Below are 17,812 nucleotides of genomic sequence, written 5' to 3' on the forward strand. Positions count from 1 at the left end.
AAACAAGATTATGCGCACTGGCGTTTTTAGAAGTCGCTGCCGAGTGAGATGTAGTATTTCGGTTCTGAAAATCCTTGGCTGTAGTATGCCCAAGCCATATCGAAACGCACGACAAACCCTAAGAATACTGTTCTGATACCCCAGCCAACGCCTGCTAGGAGGTCGTTGTAGTATGGCATTGTTCCGTTTGGGGTATCTCGGAAGCGAAAGCGCAGGCGGCTCTCGTCAGACCACGCTACGCCGACATCGGCAAAGAAGGTTCCCATGATATAGTAGAGCGGAATAGGAATTGGTCCGAGTGGTAGCGCTTGCAAAAATGGGAAACGAAACTCTGTATTGAGGAGTGCAAAACGCGTTCCATTCTGTGCGTTGAAGTTATGCCCGCGCAGAGGAATTGCTGGTGTTGTGAAGATGAAATCTTGCACTGAGTTGATGGGGATCGTGTTATTCTCAAACTGCCGATTGATCCAGTTTTCCGTGCCGCCAATGAAGTAATTTTGTGGGGTGCTACCAACGCTTGCTGCGCCAGAGAAGCGGACAACAAATGAATAGTAGCGCGCAAAATCAAAGTAGGTACGGTAGTCAAACAGCACTGATGCAAAACTGACTCGACTGCCTGCTGTACCAGACAGGCTAATCGCATAGCGTGTCCCTGCAATCGGTGCATAGAGAAAGGGACGCGAGTCATCGTGTGTGAATGTAATTGCAGGATAGAAGAATCCTACGCTTTCATTGCCAAATGAGCCATCGAGGTTCTCCTTAGACAGTGTCAGATAGCCTAAGCTGAAATCAAATCGATCAAAGCGTGTGAGCGGATACTGTGCGCTGAGTGTTGCACCATAAAGTCTGAATCGGAAGAAATCAATGAAATTCGGATTAGTTGGATTTTGCAAACCCAAGAAGCGCGCTTGGTGAAATGCGCTGAAAGCATAGTCCATTCGATTGGCAAGGTAAGCATAAGTGATACCGTAATCGCTGTTCTGCAAATCGAATTGTAGGTTCGTGAAAATGCTTATTTGGTGATTGCCAAGCAGATCGCTGAATGCAAAGATTCCAGAGCCACGCGCCCCCCAAATTGCATCATATCCTGCGCCGCCATAGACAATGTCTGGCGAAAAACTCAGTCGGTAGCGTTTGACTTTATAGTCACCATCTTCATCTAGCGCATTTCTCGGCTTGTTTTCAGCTACTGCACGTTTCTCACTTTCCTTTAGCTTTTCGGAAAGGCTACTAAGGTTAGTGCGATCAAAGACAAAGTTCTTTACATTGATGCGCGGTTCAGAAATGATAATAGAGTCTTTTGGTGCATCTGCCATCAGCGCACTAGAATCTACCTTCGAAGGTTTGCTTGCTGCCGTGTTTAGCACAGAGTTATCGAAACCTTCTACAAATACATATTTTCTTGGGTTGAAGCCCAGTTTGTTTTCGGAAGAGCCCTCTGTGCTTTGTGCTTTCGTGCCAGAAGACTTTGCCGTATCTATGCCTGTCAATCCAGTCGCTTTTGGCAGTTGTCCTGATTGTTGTGCAACTTGAATTTTCTGGTCACCAAAAATCATGGCTTGATACTGTGCGCCCTTATTCTTGAGCAAGCCTGTGTTTTCGGCAAACTTCGTGCTCTGTGTCTTGACCATCACTTTGCCCCAATTGGTCGGTTCGAGTTCGCCATTTTTCAGCGTTGTTTTGACTTGTCGCTCAAAGGGCATGCGCAGCATGTAAATATCAAATCCGCCGTAATCCAAGCCAACACCCAAGAGTTTTGTGCCATCACGCGAGAGTGAAATGTGGCGAATACCTGACAGCAAATCGGTAATCGGGCGAACTTTCGGCTGCGGCAATGTCGCTGGCAACGCCTCAAGTGATGCCGTTGCACCCGCCAGGGGTCCAAACGATTCAATGCCTTCAAGTATCATCTCGTAGATGTTATAGACTCCATTTCGATCAGAGACAAACAGCATGCGCTTGCCATCTGGACTGATTACAGGAGAGGATTCATCTACACCTTCAGTTGAGGTGAGGCGGCGTAAGGTCGTGGTCTCCAGATTTAACTCATAAAGGTCGTACTGTGAGTAGTCGTGCAAGCGCATCTTGAAGACGTCTTTCGTCGAGCCTTGTGCAATGCGATATCCCTTTTCTTTTGGCAGTACGACGGACGAAATCAAGGTGTAATTTTGTCGGTCTGATGAGAAGTAAATTTTTTTGCCGTCTGGCGACCAGCTCGGGTCAGCGTCGCTAAAGACATCGTTGGTTACATTGATGAGTTCACCCGTCTTCAAGTTATAGACATAGATATCGCTCTTGTAGTCTTGATTGCCGATAAACGCCAGTTTTTCTCCATCAGGCGACCAATCCACAGAGAAGATGCCATCGAGACCAAAAGACAGTTTTTCAGTCTTGCCTGTCTCCACATCAATAAACATAATAGCGTCTTGCTCACCTGCTTTGGTTGCCAGCGCGATTTTTTTGCCGTCTGGCGACCAGGTTATGCCGGGCGTGAGAATTTTCAGTTCCTCGAAGTCAGGGCTTTTCTGTCCAGCCACTAGGCGACGTTGTTCCTTCGGATTCAAAGTCGAAGCAACATAAATATCAAAGTAACCGCTACGGTCGCTAATAAATGCGAACTTGTCGCCTTGCGGTGAAATTGCAGGTGAAGTATTGTAGTTGCTCCCGTCTTTGCGGTGGTCAGTCAGTCGCTTCATGATTGTGTTAATATCTTCACGGCGTGCAATTTCAGGCCAGTAGTTTACTTTCTGCTCACGCAGCCATTTTTCGGAAAGTTCTTCAACGGAGAGCCCGAGCGAGCCACGAAACGTGGCGTCCAGATTGCGTGTGGCACGCAGGCGCGTCATAATCTCTGCAATCTTTTCACGTCCGTACTTTTCAGAAATGAACTTCCAGACCGACTGTCCGCCGCGATACGCAAAGTAGCCGTAGAGGTAAGGAATTGGGGGCAGGTAGTTATTGATAATAGCGTCGCTGATGAACATGTCCGAGTTTGTATCCCACTCCAAGGATTGATACTCAGCGATACCTTCATTGAACCAGAGCGGAATTTGAATTCTGATGTTGTTTGCAATCGCGGATTGCACCGAGCCGCCGTAAATCATATCATTGACCACAGCGTGAATAAGTTCGTGATGAATCACATGGCGAAAACGCCGGTAGTCGCCGTCGTAGGGAATAACGATGCGGTTTTTGTAGAGTTCGGTTACGCCGCCAACCCCTTCCTCGAGATACTCACTGATGACGTTGTTCTGCTGGAAATCGTTGTGAGACTTGTAGACAATGAAGGCGATGCGGTTATTGATCTCATAGCGGAAGTCTTTACGAATGGTCGCATAGGCTGCTTCGGCCGCATCAGCAGTAAATTTGCCCAAATACTCTCCGCCCTCTGTAAAGTAGACATCAAAGTGCTCAGACTGGATGTAATACCACTCGAAGTTACGATACTGCACCTTATTTCGACCGAATGCAAAGTACTGTGCTATTGCTTCGAGCGAAAAGGTGTTTAGCGCAAAGAAAATTAGTAGATATGAACTGAGACGACGAGCGCTCATAATATCCCTCACCACTTGAAAAGATTTGCTATGATGCATAGAGTTCAACTTAAAAAAGAAATGTAAAATTTCAAGTTACTCTTTTGCGGACTTAAGCGCATGCTACGACATCGACGAGTGAGGGGATATCAGGGTTTAAGAAGCAGTCTTCTGGCTCAGGTGCCGATACGCGCACGATGCACAATGCAGCACAGCATCAGGTAAATTTTTGCAGAGTATCCAGTCGGCGTAAGAGACGAGCGGGCACACCTGCCACGACAGTGTAGGGGTCAACGTTTTTGGTTACCACTGCGCCGGCACCAATAATTGCGCCTTCACCAATTGTGATTCCTGCAAGAATAGTTGCCCCGCTGCCAATGCTTGCCCCTTTTTTGACGCGTGTCGGCACGACTTGCCAATCCGCTTCAGTTTGCATCGAGCCGTCAGGATTGGCGGCACGCGGATACTTGTCGTTGATGAACATCACGCCGTGTCCAATGAAACATTCATCTTCAATTGTTACACCTTCACAGATAAAAGTGTGACTTGAAATTTTACAATTCTTACCGATGAATGCATTCTTTTGGATTTCAACGAAGGTGCCAATTTTCGTGCCGTCACCGATTTGGCAGCCATAGGCATTGACAAAGGCAAATAACTTAACATCTTTGCCTAACTTGACTTGGTTAAGGCGAATAAAATTTTCTTTGAGATAGCCTCATCCATAGCTTTAGTCCCGATGAAGTGGAATGATTTTACCCTGCTGCTTGATAGAATACTCCGATGCTTCCAAGATACGCACCACATTCAACCCTGCAATTCCATCGGTAATGGGTGTTTTGTTTTCTTTGATGCACTCCACAAAGTGGTGGGCTGCAATTGTAAGCGCTTCGGTTTGGTCAAGCTTCGGCGCATACATATCGCCAGTGCGATACTGTACCAAGGTTTCATAGACCCCTTCTTTGGTTTTGACCTCAATGCCTTTGTCGTAGACTTTAACTTTTTCGCTTGTCTCCATATCGTCGTAGAGAATCATTGATTTTGTGCCACCAATCATCACTGTACGAATCTTGACTGGCGCCAGCCAATTGACATGAAAATGCGCAATGACATCGTTGTCAAAATTCACCGTAAGATAGGCGATGTTCTCTAAGCCATTCCCGACATGGCAACTGCCCACCGCAGAGACAGATACAGGTCGGCGCTCAATCAAATAGTCCATAATGGAAAGATCATGGGGCGCCAAATCCCAAACGACATTGACATCATGCTGAAAGAGTCCCAAATTCACACGCACAGAATCAAAGTAGTACAGGTCGCCAATCACTCCTTTATCCATTAGCTCCTTCATTTTGCGCACGGCGCCTGTGTAAATGAAGGTATGGTCGACCATAATTTTGAGATTTTTCTTTTCGGCAAGGTTAATCAGGATTTCCGCTTCAGCTACCGTTGCCGTAAAGGGTTTTTCTACCCAGCAGTGTTTGCCTGCTTCAAGCGCTGCATGAGCCAGTTTGAAATGCATGGACACTGGTGTTGCTAGAGCTACAATCTCTACATCATCACGGCGCAAAATTTCCTCGTAGGAATCTGACAGTTCAACCTCAGGAAATTTGCGCTTGATGTTCTCAAGACGCTTCGGATCTTTATCGCAGCCAATCACGCCGTGGATGTCCTCTACACCGAGAAAATTTCGAACTAGATTAGGTCCCCAGTAGCCCAATCCAATGACAGCAGCTTTCATTTTGAATGTCGTTTGAGTTGCATAAGTTTTCGCAGCTATGTTTTGTTATGGTAAGATGAGCGGGATTGCTTTGTCTTCGAGTAGTGAGATTATCAGTATCCACCTTTGGCTAAGAGCATCACAGGCAGGGTTTTGAAAATCAGTTTCAAATCCATCAGAGGCGACATATTCTCGATATAGTAGAGATCTAAGATGACCATATCGTTGAAGCCGACAGCACTTCTGCCAGAGACTTGCCAGAGACCCGTGCAGCCTGGTGTAACCGAGAGGCGGCGTTTGTGCCATGCCTCGTATTCTTCCCACTCGTAAGGCAGGCAGGGTCTTGGACCAACTAGACTCATATCGCCTTTGAGCACATTGAAGAGTTGGGGCAATTCATCCAGGCTCGTTTTTCTAAGAAAGCGCCCAATTGAAGTTACACGCGGGTCATTGACAATTTTCTTGACTTGTTGAATTTCTCCACTTTCGTTGACAATCGTCTTTGAAATTTCTGGATTTGTATGTTTGGCTTCGGCAATGAGTTTTTTTGTAAACTCACGGTGAATTGCATCATCGTTATTGACATACATCGTGCGGAATTTGTAGAAACTAAATGGCTTTCCATCCTTCCCAATGCGCGTTTGCTTAAAAAACACGGGACCTTTTGAAGTAAGTTTGATCAGCACGGCAATAATTGCAAAAGGCACAGCCAGCAGCAGCAGACCAATGAGCGACATGACGATATCAAACACACGTTTGTAGAGTAAAAATGCCATATAGTTATGATTTTTCATCATTGAGATGACCGGGATGCCTAAATAACTCTCAATGAAGAGTTTGTTTGGAATAATGTCGTAGAGTTCAGAAGAGACTTTGACTGCTGCTGTGGTGTTGCGCGCAACATCTATGATTTCCATTAGCCGCTGGTAAGAGATATTGTCTATCACAATTAGGACTTCATCAATATGATAGTGCTCGACGAGCTTAGGAATGTCGTTAGATGTGCCTAACACGTAAGTATTTTCAAAGACGCGTGAGCCTACAGGCTGTGTATCATCAGCAAACCCTACGACTTCAAACCCGTGCGTATTATCGAGCATCAAGTTAGCCGCCATCATTCTACCACTCTTACCAGCACCCACAATCAAGACCTTTCGATGAAGAATTTGCTTGCGTGCAAGGAATATATAGAGTGCACGAAATACCATCACACGAAAAAGTATCAGACCTATGAGAGCAAATAAACCGAAGTAGCCAATAATCAAGCGGCTATCGACCAGCGAATTGCCCTTGAAAAAGAACGCTGCAATAATGAGCCCAAGAATACCATATCCAACAGACTTAAAAATGGCGATAGACTGCTCAACGATGGTCAGAAAGACATTGATCTTGTAGAGATTGAAGTGGTGCAAAATCGCTATCCAAATCACGCTGTATGAGGCAACAAATAGTGTCTGTGAAAAAAAGTCCTCGATTGCAAGTATCTCTTGCCATGAGAGGTTACTGTATCGCAACGCGACTGCCGCAAAAATGACAGTAGCAACAGAACATAGTCGCAAATTGCCACTAAGTACTTATGCTTGGGTATTTGTCTGAACATAGTTTTTTTCACCATCGATTAAGTTCTTGCATCACAGTGTCTTCTACTTTGGTCGTAATGCGGTATGGTGATGAGGCAGGAGTCCGTTTGCAAAGTTCGATCTTTTCAATATCTGAAATTGCACGAATAAAGCGTATCATTCCATGCGCTTCCATGTCAGCATCTAAGGCGCCCTGCTTGCCGGCAAAAATGCTGTAGACCGGCACTCCTAAGAGAGCCGCTTCTCGGTTCATGGTCCCGCCACCTGAGATGAGCAGGTCGGAGTGGTGCGCCAAATCCAGCCCATTGACAGCACGCTTAGGAATGAGAGCACGCGTTCTATCCAGCCCAGCAGATTGAATGACATGCTCGATTTCAGCTTGTTGATCGTGCGTACGTGGTAGAATCACAGTAAAGACGTCCGCACGCGAAAGCAGTTTTTTGAGCAAGGCAAAAAGGAGTTTGTCACTTTGCTCGTTGTGGTAATTTGCACTTGAAGCTGGCGGACGCAGTGTGACAATTACTTTGCTTTGGTCAATCGTTATGCTGTTTTCAGACTCTACTTTTTGCCAAAATGCTGCATCAGGTTCGTAGTAATTCAAATAAAGTTCCTCTTTGAAGCCCTCATATTTGAGCCGTTTATGCGCCTTGAGCCCGATTTTGTCAAGCGTAACATCTGGAATACGATGTGGGATTAGCACACGATCAGAGAGCGTGTTAAAAATGAATGTCTCTGTGTATTCATAGTCGTACATAGTGATGACTGGGATGCGCAGCCGTTTTGCAGCTAACACCATCGTGCGCGAGCCATGACTGAGCGCAACCGAGATGCGTAGCCCTCGTTTTTGCTGCGCTTCAACATATGCAGCAAGGGCTGCCGCTCTTTGAAGCAAGCCTAGAATCTTTTTTTACTTTACTTTTACCTCCATGCTCACCGATGACCTCAAACGCCCCAGATAACCCTGCGTTGTGAAGCAACTCTACCGTTTGTGCATGATTGCGCGCTGTCAACACCACAGGGCGCCCCATCTGCTGACAACGCTTGACGATAGGCACGAAAAGTGGCACATGTGGAGAGTTATCGACATCTATCCAAATGGCACCCGTGAAATTCACAAGAGAGTTTCTCCTAGTTTTTTAGTACTGCATTTCGTTACGAAACTATTTGGGTACGCAGGGGTATAAAGATAAGAAAATTCTTTCAAACGTTGCGCACAGAGCTTGAGCTTCGTCACAGTGAAACGTTATGCTTGCCGTCCGACATTTGGGCCTGTAAAGCATGAATTTATGCCTCAACCGCTCTTCTCCTTCGGAATTGTTACTGACATTCAGTATGCCGACCGTGAGCAAATCGGCAGGCTGCGCTTTCGTGAAGTGCCTGAAAAACTGCGCGCTGCAGTGGCAAGTTGGAATCAGCAGTCGCTCGCCTTTGTCATTCAACTTGGCGATATTGTGCATGGCAATGGTGAAAACACCCCAAATGAATTGAATACCATCGTCTCACTCTTAGCAGAAACGCATGCCCCACAGTTTCATGTCATTGGCAATCACTGCCTGAGCGTACCGCTGGAGCGTTTGCTCAGATGGTTTCGAATGGATTTACCTTACTATGCCTTCTCTCACAATGGATTTAAGTTTATTACGCTTTACGGCATGGATGTCAGTGTCGAAAGTGAAGGTGAAGCCAAGCAAACTGCGCAAGCGTTCCTTGTCGCAAATCCAACAATGCGCGAGTGGTGCGGCGCACTTGGTGAAGCGCAACTCTCGTGGCTCGAGGCGCAACTGCGCCTTGCTGAAATGCGCTCTGAGCCAGTTATTTTTTCTGTCACTTTCCTACCCATTGGCACACGACTGATGAAGCACACGGCATCCTTTGGAATTACCAGTGCATTCAAGAGTTGATCTTCTCCTCGCCCAATACGGTCGCTTGGTTTAATGGTCATTTCCATAAAGGTCGTGATACTGTAGAGCAAGGCGTGCATTTTATCTCGCTTGAAGCCTTAGTTGAAGCTCCCGCAGCAAGTAATGCTTTCGGGGTCGTGGAGGTTTATGCTGACAAACTCATTGTGCGCGGTGAAGGTGTCATGAAAAACCGCTGGTTAGACTTGCGTTTCAGACGGAGGCTGGCGTAAACGGGCGCACATGCAAAGCCGATACAACCGCTTGCAAGACCGCATGCGTGTCAAGCTCTTGCATGCACTTGAAATGTTTCTCGGGACAACGTGCTCGCCCAATGTGCGAACATGGACGACACTTTAAGCCCTTGCATTCCAAAAGTTGATAGGGGGCTCGAAAGGGTAAAAAACCGAACTCTTTGACTGATGAGCCAAATACAACCACAATCGGTTTTTGAAATGCTGCTGCAATATGCATCAGTCCTGTATCGTTTGTGAAAACTGCATCGGCTCGCTCGAGCAGTGCCGCTGTCTCAAGCAGTGAGCATTTGCCGGAAAAATCATGCACCAATGACGCTGGTGAAAGCATTGAGCGCAACTTTTCTCCGAGTGCTGCATCGTCTTTGCCTCCTAGCAGCAGAATTTGAACATCGTGCTTAGCAAGAAGGGCGTTGAGCACCGCTGCTGTTTTTTCAATTGGGAACCGCTTTGTGAAATGTTTGGCGCCATAACACACTGCTAAAGTCGTTTTGGGTTTAAGGGCTTGTGCTGCCATGTGTCGTTCCGCATCACTCAAAAAGATGTCGCATCCTTTGCCATCGTCTTCAATTCCAAAAGCACGGCAAGCCTCAAGGTAGCGCAGCGCTACAGGCACGGCATCAGAGAGCAGATTCCATTTGAACTTGACGAGCAGAAATTTTTTCCAATTTTCTTTGCGGTATTGTGCAATCTGCGTGGCAGATTTGCGTCGTAGCCAGCGTGAGCGACGGCTATTTTGCAAGTCGATGCATAAATCGTACTTCTTTGGTTGAAACTCTTCTACGGCATAGACCTGCGAGAGATAGGGATTGTAGCGCAGCAGTTCGACAAAATTAGCACGTGTGAGAAAATCAATTTGGGCTGTTGGGAATCGCATACGCACTTGGCGAATAATCGGTGTTGTGAGCACAATGTCGCCAATCGAGCTTAAGCGAATGATGAGGATGCGCTCTATTGCCATAGCCTTGCGTGTCAGTATTTAGAAAAATCACACTGAAAATTTTTCAGCTGTATCTGCTAGCGCATTGTGCCTGCTGTGCTCTGGTGTCGGGGTGGGAAGCATAGGATCTGCTTTGATAATCAGCAGTGTGATATCGTCAAACTGGTCGCGATTGCCAACAAAATCAATGAGTGCCCCCTCGATAGCAGAGCGCATGTCTGCGGCTGTAAAAGACTTGTTGCGCTTGATCAAATCCATCAATCGCTCAATCCCAAATTCTTCATCTGCAGCATTCTTGGCTTCGGTAACGCCATCGGAGAAGCATGCAAAAATATCGCCCTCATCGTAGTGAATCGTTTCGGTTTGCAGCAAATGTGCGAACCGTTCACCTGCATCGAGTCCAATGGCAATGCCAGAAGGTTTGACAATGTGCATCGCTTGATCGCGCGAGGAATACCAAATCAGCGGCAAGTGTCCTGCACGCACCAGCGAGAGCGTTTTTTCTTGTGTATCGAAGCGACCGCAAATCATGGTTACAAATGAGCGACGCAAATCGCGTGAGAAGAGCACCGTGTTGACTTTTTCTAGCAACTCTTTAGGGTCTGTGACACCGCTTTGATAGAGTGTGCGCACGATACCTTGCACGCGCGCCATGTGCATCGCTGCAGAAATACCTTTGCCAGCTACATCGCCAACGAGTGCAGTAAAATAGCGTAGTTTGTTAGGCTGCTCAGGGTCGATATCGTAGAGCAAGTCGTAGTAATCCCCACCGACTTCACCTGCCGAGATGTAACTGTGTGCAATTTGCAAGTCCGCAGAAGCCAGAGTTCCCGGAGGTAGAAGCTCTTGCTGAACTTTTTTTGGCAAACTCTAATTCGCGCCGCAGCCGTCGTTTGTCGCTCGCTTCTTTGTTTAAGCGTGCATTTTCGAATGCGACAGCAGCTTGTTTAGCCAGCGATTCAATGAAATGCACATCGTCTTCACGGTAAATTTCTTCGGAGCGTTTTTCTGCTAACAGGATAATTCCGATTTGCTTGTTCTTGATCACGAGCGGTACCAGCAGTTGAACTTCTGCCTCTTGTAGCCCTTTGAGAAAATGCGGTTCGTTCGGCGCCAGCAACTCGCTTAATGGAATAGGGAACATCAGCTCTGAGCCAATTAGAGAAAGTCCGGCAGCATCACGTGTAGCAAGCACTTCACAACTGCCTTTTGCACTCATGAGTCGATACTTGTTTTGATAACGCAGGAAAATCGCCACACCTTTAAGTTGCATATAAGTCATGATGTCGTGGCAGAGTGACTCGGCAAGGTCTGGCGCCGTGATTTTCTCGGCAAAGATTTCGGATAACTCTGTCAGCGCACGTTTGTAATCGTACTGCTGTCGGTGAAACCAGCGATCTAATGTTGACTTCACCCTACGCATGATGAGTCCAAAGCCGGCACTGAGTGCCACGCCAAACAAAATGTAGAGAAACCGCTCACCTTCTCTATTCCCAGCAGGATTGCTTTGATCAATGAAGACCTTAACACTGACGGGCGTGAACTTGACACTAATTTGATGAGCAAAATCTAAGCTTACGAGGATAGCCACCAGATTAATAAAGAGCACACCTGTAGCAAAAATCAGCACCGTTAAAGCCACATTGTAGGTCAGCCCACGCTTCATGATACGTGTGATGCCAAAGAGGCGGTATTTGGTCACACTGTAAAAACAAGCTACGGGGACTACTACGCTGAGCAGCAGCAGGTATAAAAATTCTCTGCCATAGAAACTAAACAGTAGCCAGCCTAAGGGATAAGTGATTGCCACGACCGAGAGTGCGCGCCAAATCCAACGCTGCACTTTTCGTGTCTCAGCATCGTGACGCAACAGAATTTCGCGCTGAAGCATGGCAAGTGATGCACCGTAGATAGAAATTGTGCCGATCGCAATGAGAAGTGACGGTTTGACCAAGATAAGCATGAGTCCTGTTGCACTGCCGATGAAGTAAGCGGCTCGCACAAAGCGCAGTTGCGTCGATTGCAATGAGCTAGGACGCGGATAGTGCAGCCCTGCATGCAACATCATTGGCAGAGCAAAAAACAGGCTTATCCACCACAGCACACCGCCATAGCCACTTTTGCCGACCCCTGTGATGACAAAGAGAGGACTCATCAAGACAAGTGCCAGTGAGAAGAGTTGTGCACATTTAAGTGAGGGGCGAAGCATTCCTACGAACAGCCCTACCACAAGCGTCGCCCCCATCACAAAGAGCGAGAGCAAAATTGCCCAATTAATCCCGACACGGGCAATCGTTACCTTCAGCGAAAGCACCTCATCACCGCGCCGAACCGTGTAGGTGATCACATCGCCGGGTTTCGTTTGCTTAAGAATTACGTTGGCTTCACGGGCATTAGCAAAGCTCTGTTCGTTAATTGCTGTCAAGATATCCCCAACCCGAATACCAGCTTGGTCAGACGCTCCGCCAGGCATCACTTGCATGATGCGTACCCCGTCCTGCGTGTCTTGAAAAAGATTCTCGTCAGTTGGCGACGTAAAAATGCTCACCACTTCAATAATCTTGCCCGTCGCTATCAGTAGTGCCAAGCCTACCAGCAGGATACGAAACAGCAACGTATGGCGAGAAAATAGGTTGTCCATTTTTATCGTTTGGCAAAAATACACATTTCAGTGCCAATATGTTGAATGAATCTTTCGCGCACACATTTGGCTCTTTAGACCATGTGAAATATGAATAGGCATGAATTGCATATTTCGTTTTTTTAGCTGCGCTTTTTTTATACTCAAGCTATCTTACATCAGCCAACAAAAAAGACGGGCTTCAAGACTTGACACGCTGCAGCAGCCGGTTGGCAACATAATGCCGATACCTTGCGACGCTAAGCCAACGTCAAAAAGCCTTTCTGATACATAAACCAGAGAGTTTGAATTGAGTGATAGATTTTCAATAATTCAACAATTTTCGAACGATGAGCCGCCTACTTGTTGTTTTTGCGATGCTTTCGGCACTGCCTACCCTACTCTCCGCCCAAACGCTAAATGCTGCAACTCAATCCGAGCATTTGGTTGTGCGCATCGTTGCCCCTTGCCTCAATATCACGCAGCGAGAGCAAATGATGCAACGTATTCTGAGCCGCTTCAATGACGCTGGGATTCAAACGCAACAATATTCAACTGATAATGACCAAAATGATTACCTCATCGTTGTCATTACGCCCTCTCGTGCCTCTACGGTCTCAGCGCCAACCACAGTGGCACGTAATCGTTCACTTTCAAACACAACCAGTGACTACCTTTCTACACCGTTCAGTGCCACCACAAATCCCAATGCGTTCTATGATATCTCACTTGCATTTAAATCTGGCAACGCCGGCTCTCGGTTTATCTCTCGCGCTGAATCGCATGATTTTGCACGCTATAATTCTACAAGTGTAAGTGGCATCGGTGGACTAGGTTGGTCAATCATGTTGCATGCTGTCAATGGCTTAGACTTTATGATTGCTGATGTGATCTATAACGCTTTCAATCAAAAAATGACTGCCATTGCCAATTCAGCAGAGCCAGATAACGAAGAGCAGAAATGAGAGCATTAGTATATCAAAGCGTAGACAATTGCGTTGTGTCAGCAGGGTTGAGTTTAGGTTCTGCCAAACATGAGGGCATCACACGTTCACGGTCTTGAGAGTGGGAATCGATCCATGAGTTCGCGTGCTTTGCGTCCTGCTTCACTTTGTGCGTCGAGCGACACTGCATGCTGCCAAAGTTTGTGTGCCTCTTCCACTTTGCCGATTTGCATGTACAGAATCCCCAAATTGACATTTGCCTTTTGGTGTTTGGGATCATCCTCCACTGCACGACGCATTTCAGCTACTGCGCGTTGGGAGAGCGTCGCATCGCCCTGTTCGCCAAGTTTTAGAAGCACGATAGCGTAGTCGACACGTGCATCCACATTCTTCGGCTGAAGTGAGAGATATTTTTCGTAGAGTGATTTGGCGGTTGTGTAGTCTTCTGCATCATCATAAAGATTGGCTGCGCGTAGCCACAGCTGTGGCACCTTTGTGCCCGCAAGTTCAGCCGCTGCCTTCACATAAAAACCCGCTCGATCTAATTGACCTAAATCAAGGTATTCCTTTGAGAGCACCAGTGCAAGTTCAACTTTTTTTGCTGAGTCTTTTTCAGCAGAAAAGCGTGTGTGCAGCGCCTCAAGGCGATTGATGACAGCCGTATCGACCAACACAGGCTGCGATGCGCGCGAATTGACAGCTGGATTTTGTGCTGGGGCAGTTTCTTCGCCAATCGGTTTTGCACCTTCACCTGCAGCACCTGACTTTTTGAAGGCTACACGTGCCGTCATTCCTTGATAGCCAAAGGCTGCAAGGAGTGCCAGCAGAAACGCTGCGCTAGCAAGTAAAATCAGTTTTTGAGCACGTACGAGTGCCGAGGCTTGGCTTGAGCGCTTCGCTACAGTCGGTTCAGATGGCGCTGGCGTCGCTGGCGTTGCAAATTTTAGGTCGTTGCCACAGTTGGGGCAAGTTATATCTTCGTGAGCTACAGCAGCGCCGCAGTGTGGACACGAAAGTTGAACTTGAGGGGGCACAGCTGGGTTACTCATCTTTTTCTTTGGGCAGTCGCTTTAATTGTTCGCTCACAGCGGTCTTAAATTCACGTGAGATTTTGAAAGTCGGGACATACTTTTCTTTAATGATAACCTTTTCACCTGTACGAGGGTTATGTGCGATGCGTTTATTCTTTTTGCGCACATTAAATGTACCGAAGCCTCGAATCTCGATACGCTCACCCGATTTGAGCGATTCAATCACCGTTTCAATGAAACCATCGACGACCGTTTCAGTCTCTTGCTTAGTTAAGCCAGTGCGACTGGCAATGATATTGACAATGTCGGCTTTGGTCACTGCTGATACTACTTTAGTTAGTGAAAGTTACACTGTCAGGGCTTCCCCTGCGATGATACGGTCGATTTCTGCGCCGCTTAGGGTTTCGCGCTCAATGAGCGTTTTTGCCAAGCGATGCAAAATATCGAGATGATCGGTCAAGATGCGACGCGCACTTGCCATACACTCGGAGACGATATGGCGCACTTCGCTGTCAATTGCAACAGCAGTTTCTTCGCTATAATCGCGTACGCGCCCGAAATCGCGTCCTAAGAATACCTCTTGTTGTTTGGACCCATAGTTCAAGGGTCCAAGGCGCTCGCTCATGCCCCATTCGCACACCATTTTACGTGCCAATTCGGTTGCGCGCTCGATGTCGTTGCCTGCACCTGTGCTAATCTCATTGAAGATAATTTCTTCAGCGGCACGTCCGCCCAGGGCGTAGGTAATCATGGCTAAAATGTATTGGCGCGAATACGTGTGTCGATCTTCAAGTGGCAGGTAGGATGTCAAACCTAAAGCCCGACCTCTCGGAATAATCGTAACTTTATGCACAGGGTCAGAGCCTTCCGTGAATTTTGCCACGAGCACATGTCCGCTTTCGTGATAACTTGTAATCTCTTTTTCCCTTGGCGAAATGTAGACACTTTTACGCTCCGGTCCCATGAGCACTTTATCACGTGCATCTTCGAGGTCTTGCATTGTAACTTCATTACGATTAGCACGTGCTGCTAGCAGTGCAGCTTCATTGATGAGATTGGCAAGATCGGCACCAGCAAAACCCGGTGTGCCTTGTGCAATCAGTTGCAAATTGACATCGCTAGCAAGTGGGACTTTACGCGCATGAATTTTCAGAATTGCTTCCCTGCCGCGTACATCGGGTTTATCCACCACCACTTGTCTATCAAAGCGCCCGGGGCGCAGAAGCGCAGAGTCTAGAACATCAGGACGGTTGGTTGCAGCAATGAGCACTACTTGGTCGGTGGTGTCAAAGCCATCCATTTCCACCAAGAGTTGATTGAGTGTCTGTTCGCGTTCATCGTGTCCGCCGCCTAAACCCGCTCCGCGCGATCGCCCAACGGCATCGATTTCATCGATAAAGACAATGCACGGCGCGTTGCGTTTTGCCTGCTCAAAGAGGTCGCGCACGCGTGAGGCACCCACCCCCACAAACATCTCCACGAAATCTGCACCTGACATCGAAAAGAAGGGCACACCCGCTTCACCAGCCACAGCTTTAGCCAGCAGTGTTTTTCCTGTGCCTGGTGAGCCCAAGAGCAAGACGCCTTTCGGAATCTTTGCACCGAGCTGCTTAAACTTATCGGGCTCGCGCAGAAAATCTACAACCTCTTTAAGTTCCATCTTGGCTTCATCGCAGCCAGCTACATCAGCAAAAGAGACCTTCGTGTCGAATTCCGTAATCATTTTGGCGCGGCTCTTGCCAAAGTTAAAGACGTTGCGCGCCGCACCATTTTGTGCAGTTAGCCGACGAATAATGACGAAGTAGATAATTCCAATAACAATCCAAGGTCCGAAAATGATGAGGAACTGCATCACGGAACTGTCATCGCGCTGCTCGACTTTGATTTTGACGTTCTTAGCGACAAGTTCATCCGCCATTGTGCGATCAAAGTCAGGCAGTTTGACAACAAAGCGATCTATTTTCTTTTCACCGCGTCCGTCAACAAGTTCAATTGGCTCGTATTTGTGCAACAGTCCTGTTAGCACTGCACCGCCATCACGCTTTTCTACCACAATTTCTTTGATCATTGATTGTGAGACCAAGCGGTGATATTCATTGTAAGAGATTTCGGGAAGTGTTTGTTCGCCTGCTGTGAACAGCCTTTGTAGAAAAATGAACAGCAAGATCATGGCTAAGGCATAGAGCAGAATGCGAAAGGTACGCTTGAAGTTGTCGTCGGGGTCGCCACTGCCGCCGAAGCCTGCAAATGGCGAGTCATTATCTCTCACAGGTTTGAATCGGTCTCTTGTACTCTTGGGGCGCCCGCCTTCACGATTCTTAACAAATGGATTATCCGCCATATTCTTACTGCCTTTGATAGTTGCTTGAAACTGCTAAGCAATAAAGGTTCAACTCTGCTGAAGCGTAAAAGTTGCATACGCTCACCTCTGCCTTCATCAGTTGATGCTTCTTGCCGCTAATTAGACTTAAGTACCTCAGACTCAAAAGTGCTTCAAGTCTTACTTAGAGTTGCATCTTGATATATCAATATAGAAATGTTTATGGCTCTTGCAACTCTCTTGTGTTGTCTATTCTCGCAATTTATAGACGGCACGCAGGTTGCGCTTCTTCTGTGCTAAATCTAAACCGTAGCCAATTACAAATTGTTTCGGTATTGTAAAGCCAATGTAGTCGACCTTGAAGTCTAACTGCGCCATTTCTTCTTTGAAAAATAGTGCACACAAGCGCAAACTGCTTGGCTGCAGTTTAAGAATCTCGTTGCGGATATAAGTCAGTGAGATTCCTGAATCGACAATATCCTCGACCACAATAACATCACGTCCAGCTAGTGATGCATCAACGGATTTGAGTTCTTTAACATTGCCAGATGAAATTTTGCGGTTGCCATAGCTCGAGAGTTTGTAGAAATCCACCTCCAGATCAATCGTTTGCACTGCGCGCACAAGATCAGCCATAAAAATGAAGGCTCCATTGAGTACCCCAATAAAGATTGGACTTTTGCCTGCATAATCTTGCTCAATCTGTTTGCCAAGTTGTTCAACACGCTCAGCGATAACGCTCTCCGAGAGATAAAGCTCGAACGTATCTGAACCGATGGTAATATGGCTTGGGGTATCTAAGGCTGGTGTCAGCAAGCGCGACATATTGATGCTCAAAAAAGTTTCTTAACTCTCTGCTTGGCTATGCCATGCAAAGTCTTCTGGATACATTTAATATAAATAATCTCGACAATACGACACTTCCACGCCGAATGCGTAAATTTGCTTGCGCACTTTTGCAACCGCCAACTT

15 protein-coding genes are annotated in these 17,812 nt (G+C 47.0%); 3 read left to right on the forward strand and 12 right to left on the reverse strand.

The window, feature by feature from the left end; all coding sequences use genetic code 11:
- Window positions 1-26 precede the first annotated feature (26 nt).
- The 5 genes from CMR00_04235 to CMR00_04255 all read right to left on the reverse strand — a co-directional run bounded on the left by CMR00_04235 (window position 27) and on the right by CMR00_04255 (window position 7,725).
- The gene (locus CMR00_04235) at window positions 27-3,602 is read right to left on the reverse strand and encodes a peptidase S9 (protein ID PIO48512.1); all 3,576 of its coding nucleotides are present in this window, start codon (window positions 3,600-3,602) and stop codon (window positions 27-29) included.
- 148 nt (window positions 3,603-3,750) lie between these two features.
- Entirely contained in the window at window positions 3,751-4,230 is a 480-nt protein-coding gene (locus tag CMR00_04240) for an N-acetyltransferase (GenBank protein ID PIO48513.1), read from the reverse strand.
- 33 nt (window positions 4,231-4,263) lie between these two features.
- On the reverse strand, window positions 4,264-5,274 hold the full coding sequence (locus tag CMR00_04245) for an oxidoreductase (GenBank protein PIO48514.1): 1,011 nt from the start codon (window positions 5,272-5,274) through the stop codon (window positions 4,264-4,266).
- A 92-nt stretch (window positions 5,275-5,366) separates the two neighbouring features.
- The gene (locus CMR00_04250) at window positions 5,367-6,812 is read right to left on the reverse strand and encodes a hypothetical protein (protein PIO48515.1); all 1,446 of its coding nucleotides are present in this window, start codon (window positions 6,810-6,812) and stop codon (window positions 5,367-5,369) included.
- 49 nt (window positions 6,813-6,861) lie between these two features.
- On the reverse strand, window positions 6,862-7,725 hold the full coding sequence (locus tag CMR00_04255) for a hypothetical protein (GenBank protein PIO48516.1): 864 nt from the start codon (window positions 7,723-7,725) through the stop codon (window positions 6,862-6,864).
- Between the two features lie 328 nt (window positions 7,726-8,053).
- Here CMR00_04255 and CMR00_04260 point away from each other — a divergent pair, with 328 nt between their 5' ends.
- Together CMR00_04260 and CMR00_04265 are read left to right on the forward strand one after the other, a co-directional pair.
- Window positions 8,054-8,734 (forward strand): hypothetical protein, encoded by a 681-nt coding sequence (locus tag CMR00_04260; GenBank protein PIO48517.1) that lies wholly within the window; start codon window positions 8,054-8,056, stop codon window positions 8,732-8,734.
- Window positions 8,731-8,964, forward strand: coding sequence for a hypothetical protein (locus tag CMR00_04265; protein PIO48518.1), 234 nt, complete (start codon window positions 8,731-8,733; stop codon window positions 8,962-8,964). The genes CMR00_04260 and CMR00_04265 overlap by 4 nt, the downstream gene beginning before the upstream one ends.
- Here CMR00_04265 and CMR00_04270 read toward each other — a convergent pair.
- Genes CMR00_04270 through CMR00_04280 form a run of 3 tightly spaced genes read right to left on the reverse strand, consistent with a single transcriptional unit; the run spans window position 8,945 to window position 12,566 of the window.
- Window positions 8,945-9,946, reverse strand: a complete 1,002-nt coding sequence (locus CMR00_04270) for a glycosyl hydrolase (protein PIO48519.1) — start codon at window positions 9,944-9,946, stop codon at window positions 8,945-8,947. The two genes, CMR00_04265 and CMR00_04270, sit on opposite strands and share 20 nt — an antisense overlap.
- A gap of 27 nt (window positions 9,947-9,973) precedes the next feature.
- On the reverse strand, window positions 9,974-10,735 hold the full coding sequence (locus CMR00_04275) for a hypothetical protein (GenBank protein ID PIO48520.1): 762 nt from the start codon (window positions 10,733-10,735) through the stop codon (window positions 9,974-9,976).
- Window positions 10,701-12,566, reverse strand: coding sequence for a hypothetical protein (locus CMR00_04280; protein PIO48521.1), 1,866 nt, complete (start codon window positions 12,564-12,566; stop codon window positions 10,701-10,703). The genes CMR00_04275 and CMR00_04280 overlap by 35 nt, the downstream gene beginning before the upstream one ends.
- 329 nt (window positions 12,567-12,895) lie before the next feature.
- On the opposite strand from CMR00_04280, the gene CMR00_04285 reads away from it, so the two are divergent.
- The gene (locus tag CMR00_04285; GenBank protein PIO48522.1) at window positions 12,896-13,510 is read left to right on the forward strand and encodes a hypothetical protein; all 615 of its coding nucleotides are present in this window, start codon (window positions 12,896-12,898) and stop codon (window positions 13,508-13,510) included.
- Window positions 13,511-13,596: 86 nt separating this feature from the next.
- On the opposite strand, the gene CMR00_04290 is transcribed toward CMR00_04285, so the two are convergent.
- The 4 genes from CMR00_04290 to hpt form a co-directional block, all read right to left on the reverse strand.
- Window positions 13,597-14,538 (reverse strand): hypothetical protein, encoded by a 942-nt coding sequence (locus CMR00_04290; protein PIO48523.1) that lies wholly within the window; start codon window positions 14,536-14,538, stop codon window positions 13,597-13,599.
- Window positions 14,531-14,839: an integration host factor subunit beta gene (locus CMR00_04295; GenBank protein PIO48524.1), complete on the reverse strand. Its 309-nt coding sequence runs from the start codon at window positions 14,837-14,839 to the stop codon at window positions 14,531-14,533. The genes CMR00_04290 and CMR00_04295 overlap by 8 nt, the downstream gene beginning before the upstream one ends.
- Before the next feature lie 27 nt (window positions 14,840-14,866).
- Window positions 14,867-16,861, reverse strand: a complete 1,995-nt coding sequence (locus CMR00_04300; protein PIO48525.1) for a cell division protein FtsH — start codon at window positions 16,859-16,861, stop codon at window positions 14,867-14,869.
- Window positions 16,862-17,089: 228 nt separating this feature from the next.
- Window positions 17,090-17,665: a hypoxanthine phosphoribosyltransferase gene (gene hpt / locus CMR00_04305; GenBank protein ID PIO48526.1), complete on the reverse strand. Its 576-nt coding sequence runs from the start codon at window positions 17,663-17,665 to the stop codon at window positions 17,090-17,092.
- Window positions 17,666-17,812 lie beyond the last annotated feature (147 nt).

Origin of the sequence: [Chlorobium] sp. 445, assembly GCA_002763895.1 — a bacterium.
Taxonomy (GTDB): domain Bacteria; phylum Bacteroidota; class Chlorobiia; order Chlorobiales; family Thermochlorobacteraceae; genus Thermochlorobacter.